Source organism: Wenxinia saemankumensis (genome assembly GCF_900141735.1).
GTDB lineage: Bacteria > Pseudomonadota > Alphaproteobacteria > Rhodobacterales > Rhodobacteraceae > Wenxinia > Wenxinia saemankumensis.
This window is the reverse complement of record NZ_FQYO01000005.1, coordinates 133,855-149,969: the sequence shown is the minus strand read 5'-3', so window position 1 is coordinate 149,969 and position 16,115 is coordinate 133,855. Positions and strand designations below refer to the sequence as shown.

At 70.1% G+C, this 16,115-nt stretch carries 18 protein-coding genes and 1 pseudogene; 12 read left to right on the top strand and 7 right to left on the bottom strand.

Annotated elements, in window-relative coordinates:
- The first annotated feature begins 3 nt into the window (after positions 1-3).
- The 6 genes from BUE30_RS14355 (at position 4) to BUE30_RS14330 (ending at position 5,403) form a co-directional block, all read left to right on the top strand.
- Positions 4-972 (top strand): type II secretion system F family protein, encoded by a 969-nt coding sequence (locus tag BUE30_RS14355; protein WP_170865653.1) that lies wholly within the window; start codon positions 4-6, stop codon positions 970-972.
- 16 nt (positions 973-988) lie between these two features.
- Positions 989-1,996 carry a type II secretion system F family protein gene (locus BUE30_RS14350; RefSeq protein ID WP_073332421.1) on the top strand — a complete coding sequence of 336 codons (1,008 nt, stop codon included), beginning with the start codon at positions 989-991 and terminating at the stop codon, positions 1,994-1,996.
- A 39-nt stretch (positions 1,997-2,035) separates the two neighbouring features.
- The gene (locus BUE30_RS14345; protein WP_073332416.1) at positions 2,036-2,587 is read left to right on the top strand and encodes a tetratricopeptide repeat protein; all 552 of its coding nucleotides are present in this window, start codon (positions 2,036-2,038) and stop codon (positions 2,585-2,587) included.
- A gap of 27 nt (positions 2,588-2,614) precedes the next feature.
- The gene (locus BUE30_RS14340) at positions 2,615-3,460 is read left to right on the top strand and encodes a tetratricopeptide repeat protein (RefSeq protein WP_073332412.1); all 846 of its coding nucleotides are present in this window, start codon (positions 2,615-2,617) and stop codon (positions 3,458-3,460) included.
- A 13-nt stretch (positions 3,461-3,473) separates the two neighbouring features.
- A complete protein-coding gene (locus BUE30_RS14335; RefSeq protein ID WP_073332408.1) occupies positions 3,474-3,962 on the top strand; it encodes an A24 family peptidase in 489 nt (162 codons plus the stop codon).
- 124 nt (positions 3,963-4,086) lie between these two features.
- Positions 4,087-5,403, top strand: a complete 1,317-nt coding sequence (locus BUE30_RS14330) for an ATPase (protein ID WP_073332404.1) — start codon at positions 4,087-4,089, stop codon at positions 5,401-5,403.
- 43 nt (positions 5,404-5,446) lie between these two features.
- Here BUE30_RS14330 and BUE30_RS14325 read toward each other — a convergent pair whose 3' ends face one another.
- Positions 5,447-6,136 carry a DUF599 domain-containing protein gene (locus BUE30_RS14325; protein ID WP_073332401.1) on the bottom strand — a complete coding sequence of 230 codons (690 nt, stop codon included), beginning with the start codon at positions 6,134-6,136 and terminating at the stop codon, positions 5,447-5,449.
- A gap of 126 nt (positions 6,137-6,262) precedes the next feature.
- Between BUE30_RS14325 and BUE30_RS14320 the strand changes: the two genes are divergently transcribed.
- The 5 genes from BUE30_RS14320 (at position 6,263) to BUE30_RS14300 (ending at position 11,812) form a co-directional block, all read left to right on the top strand.
- On the top strand, positions 6,263-7,690 hold the full coding sequence (locus tag BUE30_RS14320) for an FAD-linked oxidase C-terminal domain-containing protein (RefSeq protein ID WP_073332398.1): 1,428 nt from the start codon (positions 6,263-6,265) through the stop codon (positions 7,688-7,690).
- Positions 7,691-7,770: 80 nt separating this feature from the next.
- A complete protein-coding gene (locus BUE30_RS14315; protein ID WP_073332994.1) occupies positions 7,771-8,874 on the top strand; it encodes an FAD-binding protein in 1,104 nt (367 codons plus the stop codon).
- Positions 8,874-10,256, top strand: coding sequence for a glycolate oxidase subunit GlcF (glcF, locus tag BUE30_RS14310; protein WP_073332395.1), 1,383 nt, complete (start codon positions 8,874-8,876; stop codon positions 10,254-10,256). Before BUE30_RS14315 ends, glcF begins: the two co-directional genes overlap by 1 nt.
- A 131-nt stretch (positions 10,257-10,387) precedes the next feature.
- Positions 10,388-11,200, top strand: a complete 813-nt coding sequence (locus BUE30_RS14305; RefSeq protein ID WP_073332392.1) for a trypsin-like serine peptidase — start codon at positions 10,388-10,390, stop codon at positions 11,198-11,200.
- Positions 11,201-11,347: 147 nt separating this feature from the next.
- On the top strand, positions 11,348-11,812 hold the full coding sequence (locus tag BUE30_RS14300) for an Hsp20 family protein (protein WP_073332389.1): 465 nt from the start codon (positions 11,348-11,350) through the stop codon (positions 11,810-11,812).
- Between the two features lie 235 nt (positions 11,813-12,047).
- On the opposite strand, the gene BUE30_RS14295 is transcribed toward BUE30_RS14300, so the two are convergent.
- The 5 genes from BUE30_RS14295 to BUE30_RS14275 form a co-directional block, all read right to left on the bottom strand.
- Complete coding sequence (locus BUE30_RS14295) at positions 12,048-12,605, bottom strand: F0F1 ATP synthase subunit B (protein WP_073332386.1); 558 nt, start codon at positions 12,603-12,605, stop codon at positions 12,048-12,050.
- 3 nt (positions 12,606-12,608) lie between these two features.
- The gene (locus BUE30_RS14290; RefSeq protein WP_083601400.1) at positions 12,609-13,226 is read right to left on the bottom strand and encodes a F0F1 ATP synthase subunit B'; all 618 of its coding nucleotides are present in this window, start codon (positions 13,224-13,226) and stop codon (positions 12,609-12,611) included.
- A gap of 95 nt (positions 13,227-13,321) precedes the next feature.
- Complete coding sequence (locus BUE30_RS14285) at positions 13,322-13,558, bottom strand: F0F1 ATP synthase subunit C (protein WP_073332383.1); 237 nt, start codon at positions 13,556-13,558, stop codon at positions 13,322-13,324.
- 58 nt (positions 13,559-13,616) lie between these two features.
- The gene (locus tag BUE30_RS14280) at positions 13,617-14,375 is read right to left on the bottom strand and encodes a F0F1 ATP synthase subunit A (protein ID WP_073332380.1); all 759 of its coding nucleotides are present in this window, start codon (positions 14,373-14,375) and stop codon (positions 13,617-13,619) included.
- Position 14,376: 1 nt separating this feature from the next.
- Positions 14,377-14,715, bottom strand: a complete 339-nt coding sequence (locus BUE30_RS14275; RefSeq protein WP_073332377.1) for an AtpZ/AtpI family protein — start codon at positions 14,713-14,715, stop codon at positions 14,377-14,379.
- A gap of 199 nt (positions 14,716-14,914) precedes the next feature.
- Here BUE30_RS14275 and BUE30_RS14270 point away from each other — a divergent pair, with 199 nt between their 5' ends.
- Positions 14,915-15,241, top strand: a complete 327-nt coding sequence (locus BUE30_RS14270) for an ArsR/SmtB family transcription factor (RefSeq protein WP_073332985.1) — start codon at positions 14,915-14,917, stop codon at positions 15,239-15,241.
- Here the strand turns inward: BUE30_RS14270 and BUE30_RS14265 are convergent.
- Positions 15,175-16,107, bottom strand: a pseudogene (locus BUE30_RS14265) (DMT family transporter); the annotation flags it as partial. The gene BUE30_RS14270 and the pseudogene BUE30_RS14265 sit on opposite strands and share 67 nt — an antisense overlap.
- Between the last annotated feature and the right edge of the window lie 8 nt (positions 16,108-16,115).

Here is a 16,115-nt window from a genome sequence, read left to right as displayed (position 1 = left end):
CGCATGGTAATCTCAGCCGAACCGATCATCTACGGCCTGATCTTCGTGGCCGTCATCGTGCTGGTGAACGGCCTCTACCTGGTCGCCTTCGGCAAGTCGATCAGCCTCAATTCCCGGGTGAACCGCCGGCTCGAGATGCTCGAGAAGGGGACGGGCCGCGAACAGGTGCTGGACCAGCTCCGCAAGGAGATGAGCCAGCACATGAAGTCGCGGAGCATCCCGCTCTATTCCATGCTGGCCGAGAAGGCGCAGAAGGCGAACATCGCCTTCACGCCCAGTCAGCTGATCATGGTCATGGGGGTTCTGGCCGGCGTCGCCTTCGCCGGGCTGACCTTCGGGACGACCGCGTCGCTGCCGATCCGCGCCGCCGTGGCCGTGGTGATGGGCATCGGCGGGGTCTATGTCTGGGTGAACCGCCTCGCGACCAAGCGCATCTCGATGATCGAGGAGCAGCTCCCCGAGGCGGTGGAGCTGATGGTCCGCTCCCTCCGCGTCGGCCACCCCTTCTCCTCCGCCATCCAGATCGTCGCCAAGGAGGTGCCCGACCCGCTCGGCACCGAGATGGGCGTGATCGCGGACGAGGCGGCCTATGGCCGCGACATGGGCGAGGCGCTGAAGTTCATGGCCGAGCGGATCGACATGCAGGACATGCGCTTCCTCGCGGTGGCCGTGAACATCCAGCAGCAGGCCGGCGGCAACCTGGCCGAGATCCTCGACGGCCTCGCCAAGGTGATCCGCGCCCGGTTCCGCCTGTTCCGCCGGGTGAAGGCGATCACCGCCGAGGCCAAGTGGTCCGGCAAGTTCCTTTCCGGCTTCCCCCTGCTCGCGCTCGTCGCGATCAACGTGATGGAGCCGGGCTATTACGACGACGTGAAGGACACGGCCGTGTTCGTGCCGGCCTGCCTCGTCGTGGGCGGCTTCCTCGTGGCGAACATCTTCGTCATGCGGAGCCTCGTGAACATCAAGGTCTGAGGAAGGACCCGCGACGATGCTCGACAGGATGCAAGTTCTGCTGACCGACCTGCTCGGTCCCTTCGGCCCGCTGATCGCGGTCGGCTTTCTGGGCCTGCTGCTGATCCTGCTGACCCTGCCCGTCCTGCTGAGGAAGCAGGAGGATCCGCTCGACCGGCTGAAGCGCGGCCAGGGCCCCGCGGGGGACCAGACGGAAGGCGGCAAGAGCAAGTCGCTGCGCCAGGCCTCCGACGGCGGCGAGAAGCTGGACAAGTATGCCGGCTTCCTCGAGCCGAAGGACGACAAGGAATACGGCGCGGTCCGGCTCAAGCTGCTGCAGGCGGGGTACCGCAGCAAGAACGCGGTGCGGATCTACCATTTCGCGCAGTTCGCGCTGGGGATCGGCGGCCTGATCCTGGGCGCCAGCTACGCGATCTACGCCTCGGCGACGGGGGACCCCTCGACCACGAACCTCATGCTCTATGCGCTGGGACCGGGCGTGGTCGGCTACATGGTACCGAAATACTGGGTGACGAAGCGCCAGCAGACCCGTCAGGAGGCCATCGTCAACGGCTTCCCGGACTCGCTCGACATGATGCTGGTCTGCGTCGAGGCGGGCCAGTCGCTCGACCAGGCGATCATCCGGGTCAGCAAGGAGCTGCGCTCGGGCTTTCCCGACCTCGCCGACGAATACGAGTTGGTCAGCTACGAGATGAAGGCCGGCAAGGACAAGGTCAGCGTCCTGCGCGACATGTCCGAACGCTGCGGCGTGGCCGACATCTCGTCCTTCGTGACCGTGCTCATCCAGTCGCAGCAATTCGGCACCTCGATCGCCGACGCGCTGCGGGTCTTCAGCTCGGAGATGCGGGACAAGCGGGTGATGCGGGCCGAGGAGAAGGCCAACACGCTGCCGACGAAGATGACTCTCGCCACGATGATGTTGACGGTGCCGCCGCTCCTCATCATCCTGATCGGACCGTCGATCTTCGAGATCTATACCACCCTCGGGGGCGGCGGTGCGGCGGAGGCGACGGGTCTGAACTAGGCACCGGCCCCGCCCGGACCCTGACCAGACCGGCGGACGATGCGGCCCTTTCCCCTTCTGACGATCCTCGCCCTCGCCCTTTCCGCCTGTTCCGGCGCGGGGGACGGGGGCGAGGGCCTCTTCGCCCCCGGCGTGGCGGGCGAAATGGATGTCGACGGCCTGACCGTCGGGCATCGCCTGATGGAAGCGGGCGAGTACGAGCTGGCGCTGCAGGCCTATACCCGCGCGGCCGGCCAGCAGGGGCTGACGATCGACACGCTCTCTGCCCTCGGCTCGGCCAACCTGCGGCTCGGCCGGCTCGGCCAGGCGGAACGGCTGCTCCGGCAGGCTGTCGAGGAGGATCCCGACTTTCCGCCGGCCTGGAACAATCTCGGCGTGATCCTGATGGAACAGGGCCGCACCGGCGAGGCGTCCGAGATGTTCCGTCGCGCTTATGCCACGGATAACGGCGATTCCGACGAGATCCGCGACAACCTGCGCCTCGCGCTCGCCAGGCTCGATGCGACCGGCTATGGTGACGAGGAAGAAAACGCAGAGTTTCAACTGATCCGGCGCGGGCAAGGCGATTTCCTGATCCTGAACGCGCCCTGAGGCACTGGCAGGACAAGGACGCATCCGATGCGCCACCCGATCTTTCTGCTGCCCGCGCTCGTCGCGCTGGCGGCCTGCGGCGACCGTGGCGGTGACGCCGAAGTCGCGCGTGCGCTCGACGATATCAACGTCATCGACGAGACCAACCTCAACGACGTGATGATGACCGTCGCCGATCCCGGCGAGGCGGTGAGCTACTTCCAGCGCGCCTCCGACGCCAATCCCGAACGCGTGGACCTGCGCCGGGGCCTGGCGCAGAGCCTGGTGCGCGCCGGCCGCATCCCCGAGGCGGTCGCCGCCTACACCCAGCTCGTCGCCCTGCCCGCCGCGACCGAGGAGGACCGCGTGGCCTATGCCGGCGCGCTGATCCGCAACAACAGCTGGGACCGGGCCGAGAGCGTGCTCGACGCGATCCCGCCCACGGTCGAGACCTTCGACCGCTACCGCTTCGAGGCGATGGTCGCCGACAGCAACGAGGAATGGAGCCGCGCCGACAGCTTCTACGAGACGGCGCTGGGCCTCACGACGACGCCGGCCGGGGTGCTGAACAACTGGGGCTATTCCAACCTGACCCGGGGCAACTACGCAGAGGCGGAACGCTTCTTCGCCGATGCGCTGCGCCACGAGCCGAACATGTTCACCGCCAAGAACAATCTCGTCCTGGCCCGCGGCGCCCAGCGCAACTACGACCTGCCGGTGATCCCGATGACCCAGGTCGAGCGGGCGCAGCTGCTCTACACGATGGCGCTGACGGCCATCAAGCAGAACGACCTGAACATCGGGCGCTCGCTGCTGCAGGACGCGATCGACACCCATCCGCAGCATTTCGAGGAAGCGGTCCGCGCCATGCGCGCCCTCGACCAGGGCGCCTGACGGAGCGGCCGGCGTGGACACGCCCGCCCTGGCCGCGCAGGCGCTGCTGATCGTCGCCCTGCCCGTCTCGCTCTGGGTGGCGTGGTCGGACCTGTCGCGGATGAAGATCCCGAACAGGGCAGTCCTCGCCCTGCTCGCCGGGTTCCTGCTGGTCGGCCCCTTCGTGCTGCCCCTGCCGGATTACGGCTGGCGCTGGCTGCATTTCGCCGTGATGCTGCTGGCCGGGATGGCGGCGAACGCCATCCGCCTGATGGGCGCGGGCGATGCCAAGTTCATCGCCGCCGCCGCCCCCTATGTCGCGCTCGGCGATGTCGGGCCGCTGATCTGGATCCTCGCCACGGCCTCGGCCCTCGGCTACGCGCTGCACCTGATCGCCAGGGTCACTGTCGGCCCGCGCCTCGCGCCCGGCTGGGTCAGCTGGACCAGCGGCCGGCGCTTTCCGATGGGCCTGCCGCTGGCGATGACGCTGGTCGCCTATCTCGCGCTCGCCGCGACGGGCTGAAGGCGAGGCTCCGCGCGGGCGGCCCGAAACAGCCCCCGCCCGATCCCACTTCGGCCACAAACGGGCGCGACCCTGCCCCCGCAGCCGCAATCCCCGTCGCAGCGAGAAGGGCCGTCTTTTTCCGATGAACATGCAGGTCTCCGCCGAGGGCGTCACCCCGCCCCCCGCCCCGCGTTCGCTCGAGCAGATGAAGCTTCCGCTGGTCATGATGCGCGACATCCTGATCAAGACGATGTTCCGCAAGAACGTTTCGGAAGTGCCCGAGATCGCGGCCGCCATCTGCCTGCCGCGCTCCGTCGTGCAGGAACTGGTCGATCTCGCGCGTGGCCAGCGCCTGCTCGAGGCGACCGGCACGATGAGCGCCGGCGCCAGTGGCGAGATGGGCTACCAGCTCACCGACCAGGGCAAGGACCGCGCCCTCGACGCGCTGGCCCAGTCGGAATATTTCGGCGCGATGCCGGTCCCGCTCGAGGTCTACCGCGAGCAGGTGGAGCGGCAGTCCATCCGCAACATCCACATCACCCGCGACCGCCTGACCCAGGCGATGGGCCACCTCATCCTGCCGCCGACGCTGCTGGATCAGCTCGGGCCCGCCGTGGGCGCGGGCCGCTCGGTCCTGATGTACGGCCCCCCCGGGAACGGGAAATCGTCGATCTCGAACGGGATCCGCGACGCGATCGGCGACAAGATCTACATTCCCCGCGCCATCGAATATGCCGGCCAGGTCATCACCGTCTACGACCCGATCGTGCACACCGCCGCCGAGGAGGAGGTGCAGGACGAGAACAGCCTGCGCCGGACCACGGGCCGCTTCGACACGCGCTACGTCCGCTGCGACCGCCCCACCGTGATCACCGGGGGCGAGCTGTCGCTCGACATGCTCGACCTGGTCTACAACCCGACCGCGCGGACCTACCAGGCGCCGCTGCAGCTCAAATCCTCGGGCGGGGTGTTCATCATCGACGACCTCGGCCGGCAGGAGGAGCCGCCGCAGAAGATCGTGAACCGCTGGATCGTCCCGCTGGAAGAGAACCGCGACATCCTCGCCCTGCAATCGGGCGAGAAGTTCGAGGTGCCCTTCGACACGCTCGTGATCTTCTCGACCAACTTCCATCCCAACGAGATCTTCGACAAGGCCGCGCTCCGCCGGATCTTCTACAAGATCAAGATCGACGGCCCGGACCAGGAGAACTTCCTCAAGATCTTCGCCATGGTCGCGCGCAAGAAGAAGATGCCGCTGGACGAGAAGGCGCTGATTCACCTGCTGAAGGTGAAGTACCCGACCATCGACAACAATTTCGCCAATTACCAGCCGGTCTTCCTGATCGACCAGATGATCGCGATCTGCCAGTTCGAGGGCATCCCGAACCAGATGTCCCCGGAACTGATCGACCGCGCCTGGGCGAACATGTTCGTCAAGGAGGAGAGGATCGTCCACTGACGATCCGGCGCCGGCCCGGGGTCGCGGGGGCGGGGCCGCCTCCTCACTTCCCGGCCAGCAGGCGCTGCGGCTCGGACCGGAACTCGCGGCTCCACAGCACCCAGGTCACCGCCGCGGTGGCGATGGCCAGCGCGACCGGGCCCAGCAGCCAGGCCAGCGCGGCCAGCGCGAAGTAGACGGCCCTGAGTCCGCGGTTGAAGTTCATCGCCGCGCGGACGTTGATCTCGCCGGCGACGACGGCGCGGTGATTGACCCCCTCCCCCGGCTGGTTGGGCACGGCCGCGATCAGCACCGCGCAATAGCCGAAGAGACGGTTCGCCCAGACGAAGCGCAGGAAGGCATGGGCGAGGAACAGCAGGACGAGCATGAGCTTGGCCTGCCAGAGGATCTCGGGCGTGCCGTCGCCGATGAACCCCTCCGCCACCCCTTCGAGCGGGGCGGGATTCCCGATCAGGGCCAGCAACCCGCCGATGCTGATCAGCGAGGTGGAGGCGAAGAAGGCGGTGCCCTGCCGCAGCATCCCCATGATCTGGCTGTCGAAGATCCGGTTGTCCCGGCCCAGCATGACGCGCATCCATTCGCGGCGATGCTCGGACATCATCACCGTGACCGAGAGCCGCGCCCGCCCCGGATGCTCGATCCGCCAGCCGACGGCGAGGAACGCCCCGCCGAGCAGCAGCAGGGCGACGATGTCGAGCGGGGAGAGGAGGGAGAGCGTCGCACCGGGATCCATGGGCGCGACGCTACGACGCCGCCCCCGCGCTTGCCCAGAGGCGGATGCGGTTATATTCCCGACCCGATCGAAGCGCTTGGATGCGGACGTCGCGGCGCCCGATGCCCCCCGGGGAGGAGAGACCGGATGCAGATGCCCGCCCCCGATGTCCGGATCATGGGCCTCAAGGCCCGGCTCGTCTCGCGCCTGTCCGAGGTGCTGCCGCCGGATGCCGTGATCGCCGACCCGGCCGAGACGCGCGCCTATGAATGCGATGCCCTCACCGCCTATCGCTGCCCGCCGCTGATCGCGATCCTGCCTGCCTCGACCGAAGAGGTCGCGGCCGCGCTGCGGATCTGCCACGAGGAGGGCGTGCCGGTCGTGCCGCGCGGTTCGGGCACCTCGCTGGCCGGGGGGGCGCTGCCGACGGCCGATTGCGTCATCCTCGGCGTGGCGCGGCTGACCGAGGTGCTGGAGATCTCGACCGAGGACCGGCTGATCCGCGTCCAGACCGGGCGCACGAACCTGTCGGTGACCGGCGCGGTCGAGGATCTGGGCTTCTTCTACGCCCCCGACCCGTCCAGCCAGCTGGCCTGCGCCATCGCGGGCAATATCGGGATGAATTCGGGCGGCGCGCATTGCCTGAAATACGGGGTGACCACGAACAACCTCCTCGGCGTCACGATGGTGCTGATGGACGGCCGCGTCGTGGAACTCGGCGGCCAGATGGAGGCCGGCGGCCTCGACCTTCTGGGCGTGGTCTGCGGCTCGGAGGGGCAGCTCGGGATCGTGACCGAGGCGACGCTGCGGATCCTGCCGAAGCCGGAGGGCGCGCGACCCGTCCTGATGGGCTTCGACAGCTCGGAGGTGGCGGGGGCCTGCGTGGCCGACATCATCCGCGCCGGGATCCTGCCCGTCGCGATCGAGTTCATGGACCGCCCCTGCATCGAGGCGACCGAGGCCTTTTCCGGTGCCGGCTACCCGATCTGCGAGGCGCTGCTGATCGTCGAGGTGGAAGGCTCGGAGGAGGAGATCGCGGACCAGCTGGGCCTCATCGAGGAGATCGCCCGCCGCCACGACCCCGTGGAGCTGCGCCGGGCGAAGGATGCCGAAGAGGCCGGGCGGATCTGGCTGGGCCGCAAGTCCGCCTTCGGCGCGATGGGGCAGATCGGCGACTATCTCTGCCTCGACGGCACGATCCCGGTGGGCGAGCTGCCGCGCGTCCTGCGCCGGATCGGCGAGCTGTCCGAGCAGTTCGGCCTGCGGGTCGGCAACGTCTTCCATGCCGGGGACGGCAACATGCATCCCCTCATCATCTTCGACGCGAACCGCGAGGGCGACCTCGAGAAGGCCGAGGCCTTCGGCGCCGAGATCCTCCGGCTCTGCGTCGAGGTGGGCGGCTGCCTGACCGGCGAGCACGGGGTCGGGGTCGAGAAGCGTGACCTGATGGGCGTGCAGTACGGGCCCGACGACATGGACGCGCAGATGGACGTCAAGGACGTGTTCGACCCGGCCTGGCTGCTGAACCCGGCCAAGGTCTTTCCCCTCGAGGCCAGCGCGGGGCGGCGGGGTTAGGAGGGGGGCCGTCTGCCCCCCGCTGCCTGCGGCAGCCCCCCCCCCGAGAGTATTTGGAGCAAGATAAGAGCATGGACGGGCTGCGGCCGACGAGCGAGAGCGAACTGGCGGATGCGATCCGCGGGGCGACGGGACCGCTTTCGGTCCGCGGCGGCGATACGCGCGGCATGGCCCCGGCCGGCACGCCGCTGGTCACCGCCGGCCTGTCGGGCATCCGCCTCTACGAGCCAGGGGCCCTGACGCTGGTGGCCGGGGCGGGCACGCCGCTGGCCGAGATCGAGGCGGCGCTGGCCGCCGAGGGGCAGCGCCTGTCCTTCGAGCCGATGGATCACCGGGCCCTTCTGGGCACGACCGGGGTGCCGACGATCGGCGGGGTGGCCGCGGCGAACGTGTCGGGCCCGCGCCGGATCCAGGCGGGGGCGGCGCGGGACGTGATGCTGGGGCTGCGCTTCGTCGACGGGACCGGGCGGATCGTCGCGAACGGGGGCCGGGTGATGAAGAACGTTACCGGCTACGACCTCGTCCGGCTGCTGGCCGGGTCGCGCGGGACGCTCGGCGTGCTGAGCGAGGTGGCGCTGAAGACCCTTCCCGTGCCCGAGACCGAGTGCACGCTGCTCGCCGAGGGTCTGGCTCCCGGCGGGGCGGTGGACGCGATGTCGCGCGCCCTCGGCACGCCGTTCGAGGTGAGCGGCGCGGCGCATCTGCCGGACGGGCGCACGGCGCTGCGGCTCGAGGGGCGGGCGGCGTCGGTGCGCTATCGCGCGGAGGCGCTGCGCGGTCGCCTCGGCGGCACCTGGGCCGAGGCGGCGGACAGTGCCGCCCTCTGGCGGGAGGTGCGGGACGTGACCGCCTTCGCCGGGGGCCACGCCGCCATCTGGCGCTGCGCGATCCGGCCCTCGCGCGCGGCGGCGCTGCTGGCGGCGATCGGGACGGATCACCGGGCCCTGCTGGACTGGGGTGGCGGGCTGGTCTGGCTCTCGGTCCCCTCCGGCGGGGCGGAGGCCGTGCGCGGCGCGGCGGCGCGGCTCGGCGGGCAGGCCAGCCTGGTGCGGCGCGGCCCGGTTCCGGCGGAGGTGCCGGCCCTGCCGCCGGAGTCCCCGGCGGTGACCGCGCTGAGCGAGGGCCTGCGCCGGAAATTCGATCCGCGGGGCCTGTTCTCCGCCCCCCTCCGGGAGAACGCCTGATGCAGACGACCTTCACCCCCGAGCAGCTGACCGATCCCGGGATCGCGCGCAGCAACGAGATCCTGCGCGCCTGCGTCCATTGCGGATTCTGCACCGCGACCTGCCCGACCTACCAGGTGCTGGGCGACGAGCTCGATTCCCCGCGCGGCCGGATCTACCTGATCAAGGACATGCTCGAGAACGACCGCGACCCCGATCCGCGGACCGTGACCCATATCGACCGCTGCCTGTCCTGCCTCGCCTGCATGACCACCTGTCCCTCGGGCGTACATTACATGCATCTCGTCGACCATGCCCGCGCCTATATCGAGGCGCGCTACACCCGCCCCTGGCCCGACCGGGCGCTGCGATGGGTGCTGGCACAGATCCTGCCCCATCCGGGCCGGTTCCGGGCCGCGCTGATGGCGGCGCGGCTGGGTCGGCCGCTGCGGGGCCTGATGCCGGGCGCGCGGCTGAAGGCGATGCTCGACATGGCGCCCCGCCATCTGCCGCCGCCCTCGCCGAGCGACGCGCCGCAGGTCTTCCCGGCCGAGGGGACGCGGCGGATGCGGGTCGCGCTGATGACGGGCTGCGCGCAGAAGGCGCTGAACACCGACATCAACGAGGCGACGATCCGGCTCCTGACCCGGCTGGGCGCCGAGGTGGTCGTCGCGGACGGCGCGGGCTGCTGCGGCGCGCTCGTGCACCATATGGGCAAGGAAGAGGCCGCACACCGCTTTGCCGCCCGCAACATACGGGCCTGGATGTCGGAAAAGTCCAAGGCAGGACTGGATGCGATCGTGATCAACACCTCGGGATGCGGAACGACGGTCAAGGATTACGGGCACATGTTCCGCACCTCGCCGCTGGCCGGGGAGGCCGCCGCCATCTCGTCCCTCGCCCGGGACGTGAGCGAGGTCCTGGTCGATCTCCTCCACCCCGATCACGTCCGCACCACGCGGCCCGCGCGCGACGGCATCGCCGGCATCGACGCGCCGCCCGCCGCGGACGCGCCTGCCCCCGGGATGCGGGTCGCCTACCATGCCGCCTGTTCGCTGCAACACGGGCAGAGGATCAAGGCCGCGCCGAAGGACCTGCTCCGCACGGCCGGGTTCGAGGTGGTCGAGCCGGCCGATCCGCATCTGTGCTGCGGCAGCGCGGGCACCTACAACCTCATGCAGCCGGCGATCGCGGGGAAGCTGCGGGACCGCAAGGTCCGAACGCTGGAGGCGAAGGCGCCGGAGGTCATCGCGGCGGGCAATATCGGCTGCATGATGCAGATCGGCGGCGGCACCGGGATTCCGGTCGTGCACACGGTCGAGCTGCTCGACTGGGCCACGGGCGGCCCCCGGCCCCGTGCCCTTGGCGGCGACCGCCCCGGCGAGGTGCCCATCCTGCGCTGAGGAACGCCTGCGCTGAGGAGCGCCCGAGCTGAAAAACGCCCCGTGGCCGCCCTGCCCCGCCCGCGGCCGGGCCGCAAAGGTGCCGCAAGGTCCACCTAGCGTCGCGGCACCCCCCGGTGACAGGATCGGCCATGCTTCGCCCCGCCCTCCAGGCCCTCGCCCTCGCGCTGTCCCTCGCCGCCCCCGCCGCGGCCGAGGACAGCGGGCTGAACGCCTTCCGCACGATGGACGACGCCCGCGGCTGGGAGGCGGTCGGCCGGCTCGAGATCGAGGGCAAGGGCTTCTGCACCGCCACGCTGATCGCGCCCGATCTCGTCCTCACCGCGGCACATTGCCTGTTCGAGACGGAGAGCCAGCAGCGTGTCGACGACGCGCGGATGACCTTTCTGGCGGGGTTCCGCGACGGCCGTTTCGCGGCGGCCCGGCCGGTGCGCCGCTCGGCCATACCGGGCAGCTACGTGTTCCGCGGCGCCGACTGGGTGGAGGGCGCGGCGCAGGATGTCGCGCTGCTGCAACTGGGCCAGCCGATCCGCCTGCCGGGGCTGGAGCCGATCGGCGTCGGCGACGTGATCTCGGCCGCGCAATCGGTCTCGATCGTGTCCTATGCGCATGACCGGGCCGACGCGCCCTCGATGCAGGAACGCTGCGACGTGCTGGGGGGCGGCGACGGGGTCTACGTCCTGTCCTGCCTCGTCGATTTCGGCTCGTCCGGGGCGCCGGTCTTCCAGCTCGGGCCCGACGGGCGACCGCGCATCGTCTCGGTCGTTTCCGCCAAGGCCGTGGTCGAGGATCGCCCGGTGGCCATCGGCGCGCCGACCTCACCCCTTGCCGGCCTCATCGCGGACCTGTCCGGCACCGATTTCGGCGCCACGGCCCCGGGGGGGATCCGCGTCCTCGGGGCGGGGGACAGGGGCGAGCTCGGCGCGCGGTTCGTGCGCCCCTGAGCGGCCCGCGGCAGGTCTTGACCGGCCCGATCCCCCTCCCCACATGAGCGATGCGGACGGGATGCCCATGACGGGGCCCGGCCGCGACGGGTCCGTCCCCGGATGGGAGGCCCCGGGAAACAAGGCATCGCTCAATGGAGGATTCCCATGCGTTCCTACGATTTCGCCCCGCTCTACCGTGCCACCGTCGGCTTCGACCGCGTCGCCGACCTGATGGACCGGCTGATGACGACCGATACCGGGGCCCAGACCAACTACCCCCCCTACAACATCGAGAAGACCGGTGACGACGCCTGGCGCATTACCGTCGCCGTTGCGGGCTTCACCGCCGACGAGCTCACCGTCGAGGTCCGCGAGAACGCCCTGATCGTCGCCGCGCGCAAGGCCGACGAAGGCGAGGAACGGACCTTCCTGCATCGCGGCATCGCCACCCGCGCCTTCGAGCGGCGGTTCCACCTCGCCGACCACGTCCGCGTCTCGGGCGCCGAGCAGGCGGACGGCCTGCTGCATATCGACCTGGTCAAGGAGATCCCGGAGGCGCTGAAGCCCCGCCGGATCGAGATCGCCGGCCCGGCCGCCACGCGGACCAAGGTGATCGAGAACGCCGAGTGACGGCAGGTTCCCCGGCCCGGGCCCGGGCCGGGGCGATCTGACGCCGCCCGGGAAGGGGCTCCGGACCGATCCGGGGCCCCTTTCTCGTGTCCGGGGAAGGATCATGTGCCCGGCCGGCTTCACGCCGGCGGCGCCGTCGCCCCGACCCACGAGAAAAGGCCCCGGATCGCTCCGGGGCCTTTTGTCATGTCGGTTGCGGTCGCCGGCCCCGTCGATCGGGGCCGGGTTCCGCGCGTCAGTGCAGCTTGGCGCCCACCGTGTCGATCGACCGGTCGATCAGGGCGTTGGCCTGGTCCTCGCTCATGCGGCCGGCGATGACCTCGCGGGCGGCGGCCACGGCCACCGTGATCGCGCGGTCACGGACCTCGCGCACGGCCCGCGCCTCGGCATTGGCGATCTGCTCCTCGGCGGCGGCCATGCGGCGATCGACCGAGGTGGCGATGTCCGCCTTGGCCTGCTCGGCCGAACGCTCGGCCTCGTCGCGGGCATTGGCGACAATGCGATCGGCCTGCGCCTGCACCTCGCCCTTCTTCTTCTCGTACGAGGCGAGCAGGGCCTGCGCCTCGTCCCGCAGGGCGCGGGCCTCGGCCAGATCCTTGCGGATCCCGTCGGCGCGCTTGTCGAGCATGCCCGAGAGCTGCTTCGGCACACCGGCGAAGATCAGGATGCCGACGAAGACGAGGAACGCGATCAGGACGACGAAGTCGGTATTGCGCAGCGAGAAAAACACGTCCCCCGCGGCGAAGGCCGGGGCGGGCACGAGCAACGCGGTTGCCAGCAGAAGCTTCTTCATCGGTCAGCCCTCCACGCGGCGGTCCACCGCCTCGTTCACGGCGCCCTGGTCGGCCTCGACGCCCATGACCGAGACGATCTCGGCGGCGACGTCGCGGGCGACCTCGCGGACGCTGGCGACCGACTGGTCGCGGATCTCGCCGATGGCGCGCTCGCTCTCGGCGGTGCGCTCGGCGATGCGGGCATCGGCGGCGGCGAGCTCGGCATCGAGATCCTTCTGGATCCCGGCCCTCGTCTCCTCGACGATGCGGTTGGCCTCGCTGCGGGCATCGGCCAGCGCCTTGTCGTAGGCGCCCTCGGCCTCGGAGGCCCGGGTCCTGAGATCCTCGGCGGCGGCGAGGTCATTGGTGATCGTCCCGGACCGCTCGGCGAGGATGCCCCCGATGCGCGGCAGGGCGATCCGGCTGAGGATGAAGTAGATCGCGACGAGCGCGACGATCAGCCAGAAGATCAGGTTGGGAAAGACGGTCGGGTCGAGCTGCGGCATCCCGGGCGCGCCGGCCTCGGCCGCATGGGCCGCGTCGTTTACGCCGACCTCGGTGGTCAGCGGACCGTCGGCGATGGCCTCGCCCTCGACCGCCAGGTCGGCGCCGATCGGCAGGTCTTCGGTATCATGTTCCATGTCGGCCCCTCGGGGATGGTCGCGGCTGTATGGACGAAGGCCCGGGGGTCGGCGCACCGGCCCCCGGACCCGTCACAGGATCGAAGAGAGATCGATCAGACGGCGAACATCAGCAGGAGCGCGACGAGGAACGCGAAGATGCCCAGCGCTTCCGCGAAGGCGATGCCGATGAAGAGCGTCGCGGTCTGCGAGGCGGCCGCCGACGGGTTGCGCAGCGCGCCGCCGAGGAAGTTCGCGGCGACGTTGCCGACGCCGATGGCCGAGATCCCGGTGCCGAGGCCCGCGATGCCCGCGCCGATGAACTGGCCCATGTTTGCGATATCGCCTTCCATGACTTTTCTCCTGTGACTGGAATTGGCTTGCGAGGGGGTCCTGTCCGCCCGTTCGCGCTTAGTGCGAGGGGTGCAGCGAGTCCTTGAGGTACACGCAGGTCAGGATGGTGAAGACGTAGGCCTGCACCACGGCGACGAGCACTTCGAGCCCGTAGATCGCGGTGATGGCGAGGATCGAGAGCGGCGAGACGAGCGTGATCGCCGCGAAGGCCGCGAAGACCTTCATCACCGCGTGGCCGGCCATGATGTTGCCGGCAAGACGGATGGAATGGCTGACCGGCCGCACGAAGTAGGAGATCAGCTCGATCACGGCCAGGATCGGCCGCAGCGCCAGCGGCGCCGACGAGACCCAGAACAGGCCGAGGAAGGCGGCGCCGTTCTTGACGAAACCGATCACCGTCACGGTGATGAAAACCGCGAGCGCCAGCACCGCCGTCACCGCGATGTGCGAGGTGGGGGCGAAGGACATCGGCAGCAGCGCCAGCGAGTTGGCGGCGAGGATGAAGAGGAACAGCGCCATGATGTAGGGGAAGTACTTCACCCCGTCATGGCCGGCCACGTCCTCGACCATCTTGTAGATGAAGCCGTATATCAGCTCGGCCACCGACTGCATCTTGCCCGGCACGATCGAGCGGTGCCGCGTCGCGAAGGCCATGATCGCCCAGATCAGCAGCACCCCGAGCGCCATCCAGAGGGTGGCGTTGGTGATGGTGAACCAGCTGACCCCGCCATCGCCGAAGAGCGGCGTGACCAGGAACTGGTCGAGCGGGTGAAAGACCAGGCCGGTTTCCTCGCCGTGGATCGCTTCTGTCGCCACCTCAGCCGTCCTCGCGTTCCGGGGGCCGGGGGCCCGCCGATTGATCCGTGATCTCCCTGGCCGTGCGCAGCATGACGTTCACGCCGGCCGCGAAGCCCAGGAGGATGAACAGCACCAGGAAGATCGGCATCGTCCCCAGAAGGGTGTCGAGGCCGTACCCGATGCCGAAGCCGATCGAGAGACCGGCGACAAGCTCGATCACCATGCGCCAGGCGGTCTGCGCCCGGGAATAGTGTTCCTCGGAATGGGGCTTCGGCTCCGTGACCTTCTTCGCCGCCGCGATCCGGGCCTCGAGATCTCTCAAGCGGTCCTGGTCGGTCGGCTGGCGGGGCTCGGTCAAGGCGGCGGGGCTCCGTTCCGGTTGGCAGGGGGTTAAGGGCGGGGGGGACCGGAGTCAAGGAACCGGCGACGTGGTGCGCATGGCACTGTTTCGATTGAGTATTTTAGGCAAGATAAGAGCCTGGCCGAGGGAAGGGTCCCCGGCGGCACGTTCAACCGATCGGTTGACCTTTCTCCGGGGGCGGCGCATCGCTGCGGGCATGGCGCCCCGTCTCGACATCGTCTTCCTCGCCCTCGCCGACCCCACGCGGCGGGCGATCCTGTCGATGCTGCTCGAGGACGACATGGCTGTGACGGACGTGGCGGCGCCCCTGCCGATGTCGCTGGCGGCCGTGTCGAAGCACCTGCGCGTGCTCGCCGAGGCGGGCCTGATCAGCCAGGAGCGGCGCGGCCGCGTCACCTGGTGCAAGCTCGAGCCCGGCGCGCTGCGCGAGGCGAGCGTCTGGATGGCCGGCTTCGGTCAGATGGAGGGGCTGGATCTCGACGCCTTCGAGGCGTTCCTCGCCCGAGAGCTGGGCGAGGGCTGAGCCTCCTCGTCCCGCAGGAGGAGGAGAAGCGCCAGCATCGTCGCCGCGACGCCCAGCAGGGACAGGGCGGGCGGCGCCCCGCCCCCGGCGGCCAGTTCGACCAGGATCACCCAGGACGGGGTGAGGTAGGTATAGGCCATGACCTTGGAGGCCGGGAGCCGGAGCGCCGCGTATTGCAGCAGCACGACCGTGGTCGCCGAGGCGAAGAGGGCGAGGTAGAGGAGCGTGATCCAGGCGATCGGCGGCAGCGCCGCCCAGTCGGTCGCCGCGATGCCGCGCCAGCCCCAGGCGGTGAGGATCGCCCCGCCGCCCAGCAGCGTGCCGAAGGTGAAGACGAGCGGCGCCTCGCCCCGGTTCAGGCGGCGCACCATCGGCGTATAGAGCGCGTGCGCGACGCAGCCGACGAGGAACACCGCCTCGCCCCGGCCGATCTCGAAGCGCAGGATCGCCGCGAGATCGGCGCGGAAGATGACCCAGATCGCCCCGGCCCCGCCGATGGCGAGGGCGGCCGCGATCCGGGGCGAGACGCGCTGCCGCAGCAGGGCCCGGCCGAACAGGGCCGAGAGGACGGGCGTCAGGGTGAACACGGCCGAGCTGCTGACGGGGCTCGCCGTCTTCAGCCCCTCGAACATCAGCACGAAGTAGACGGCGTAGAGCCCGCCGAGCACGAGGTAGCGCCAGGGCGCGCGGGCGGCGCCCGCCAGTCCCGCCCCCCGCGCCAGCAAAGCCGCGCCGATGACGAGGGCGGCGAGCCAGAAGCGCACCGCGTTCAGCGCGGCGGGGTCGATCAGGGTCGCAACCCGCGAGCCGAGCGCGAAGCTGCCCGCGACGATCAGCGAGAAGACGAGCATCGCGAGATGGCCGCGCGCCGGTC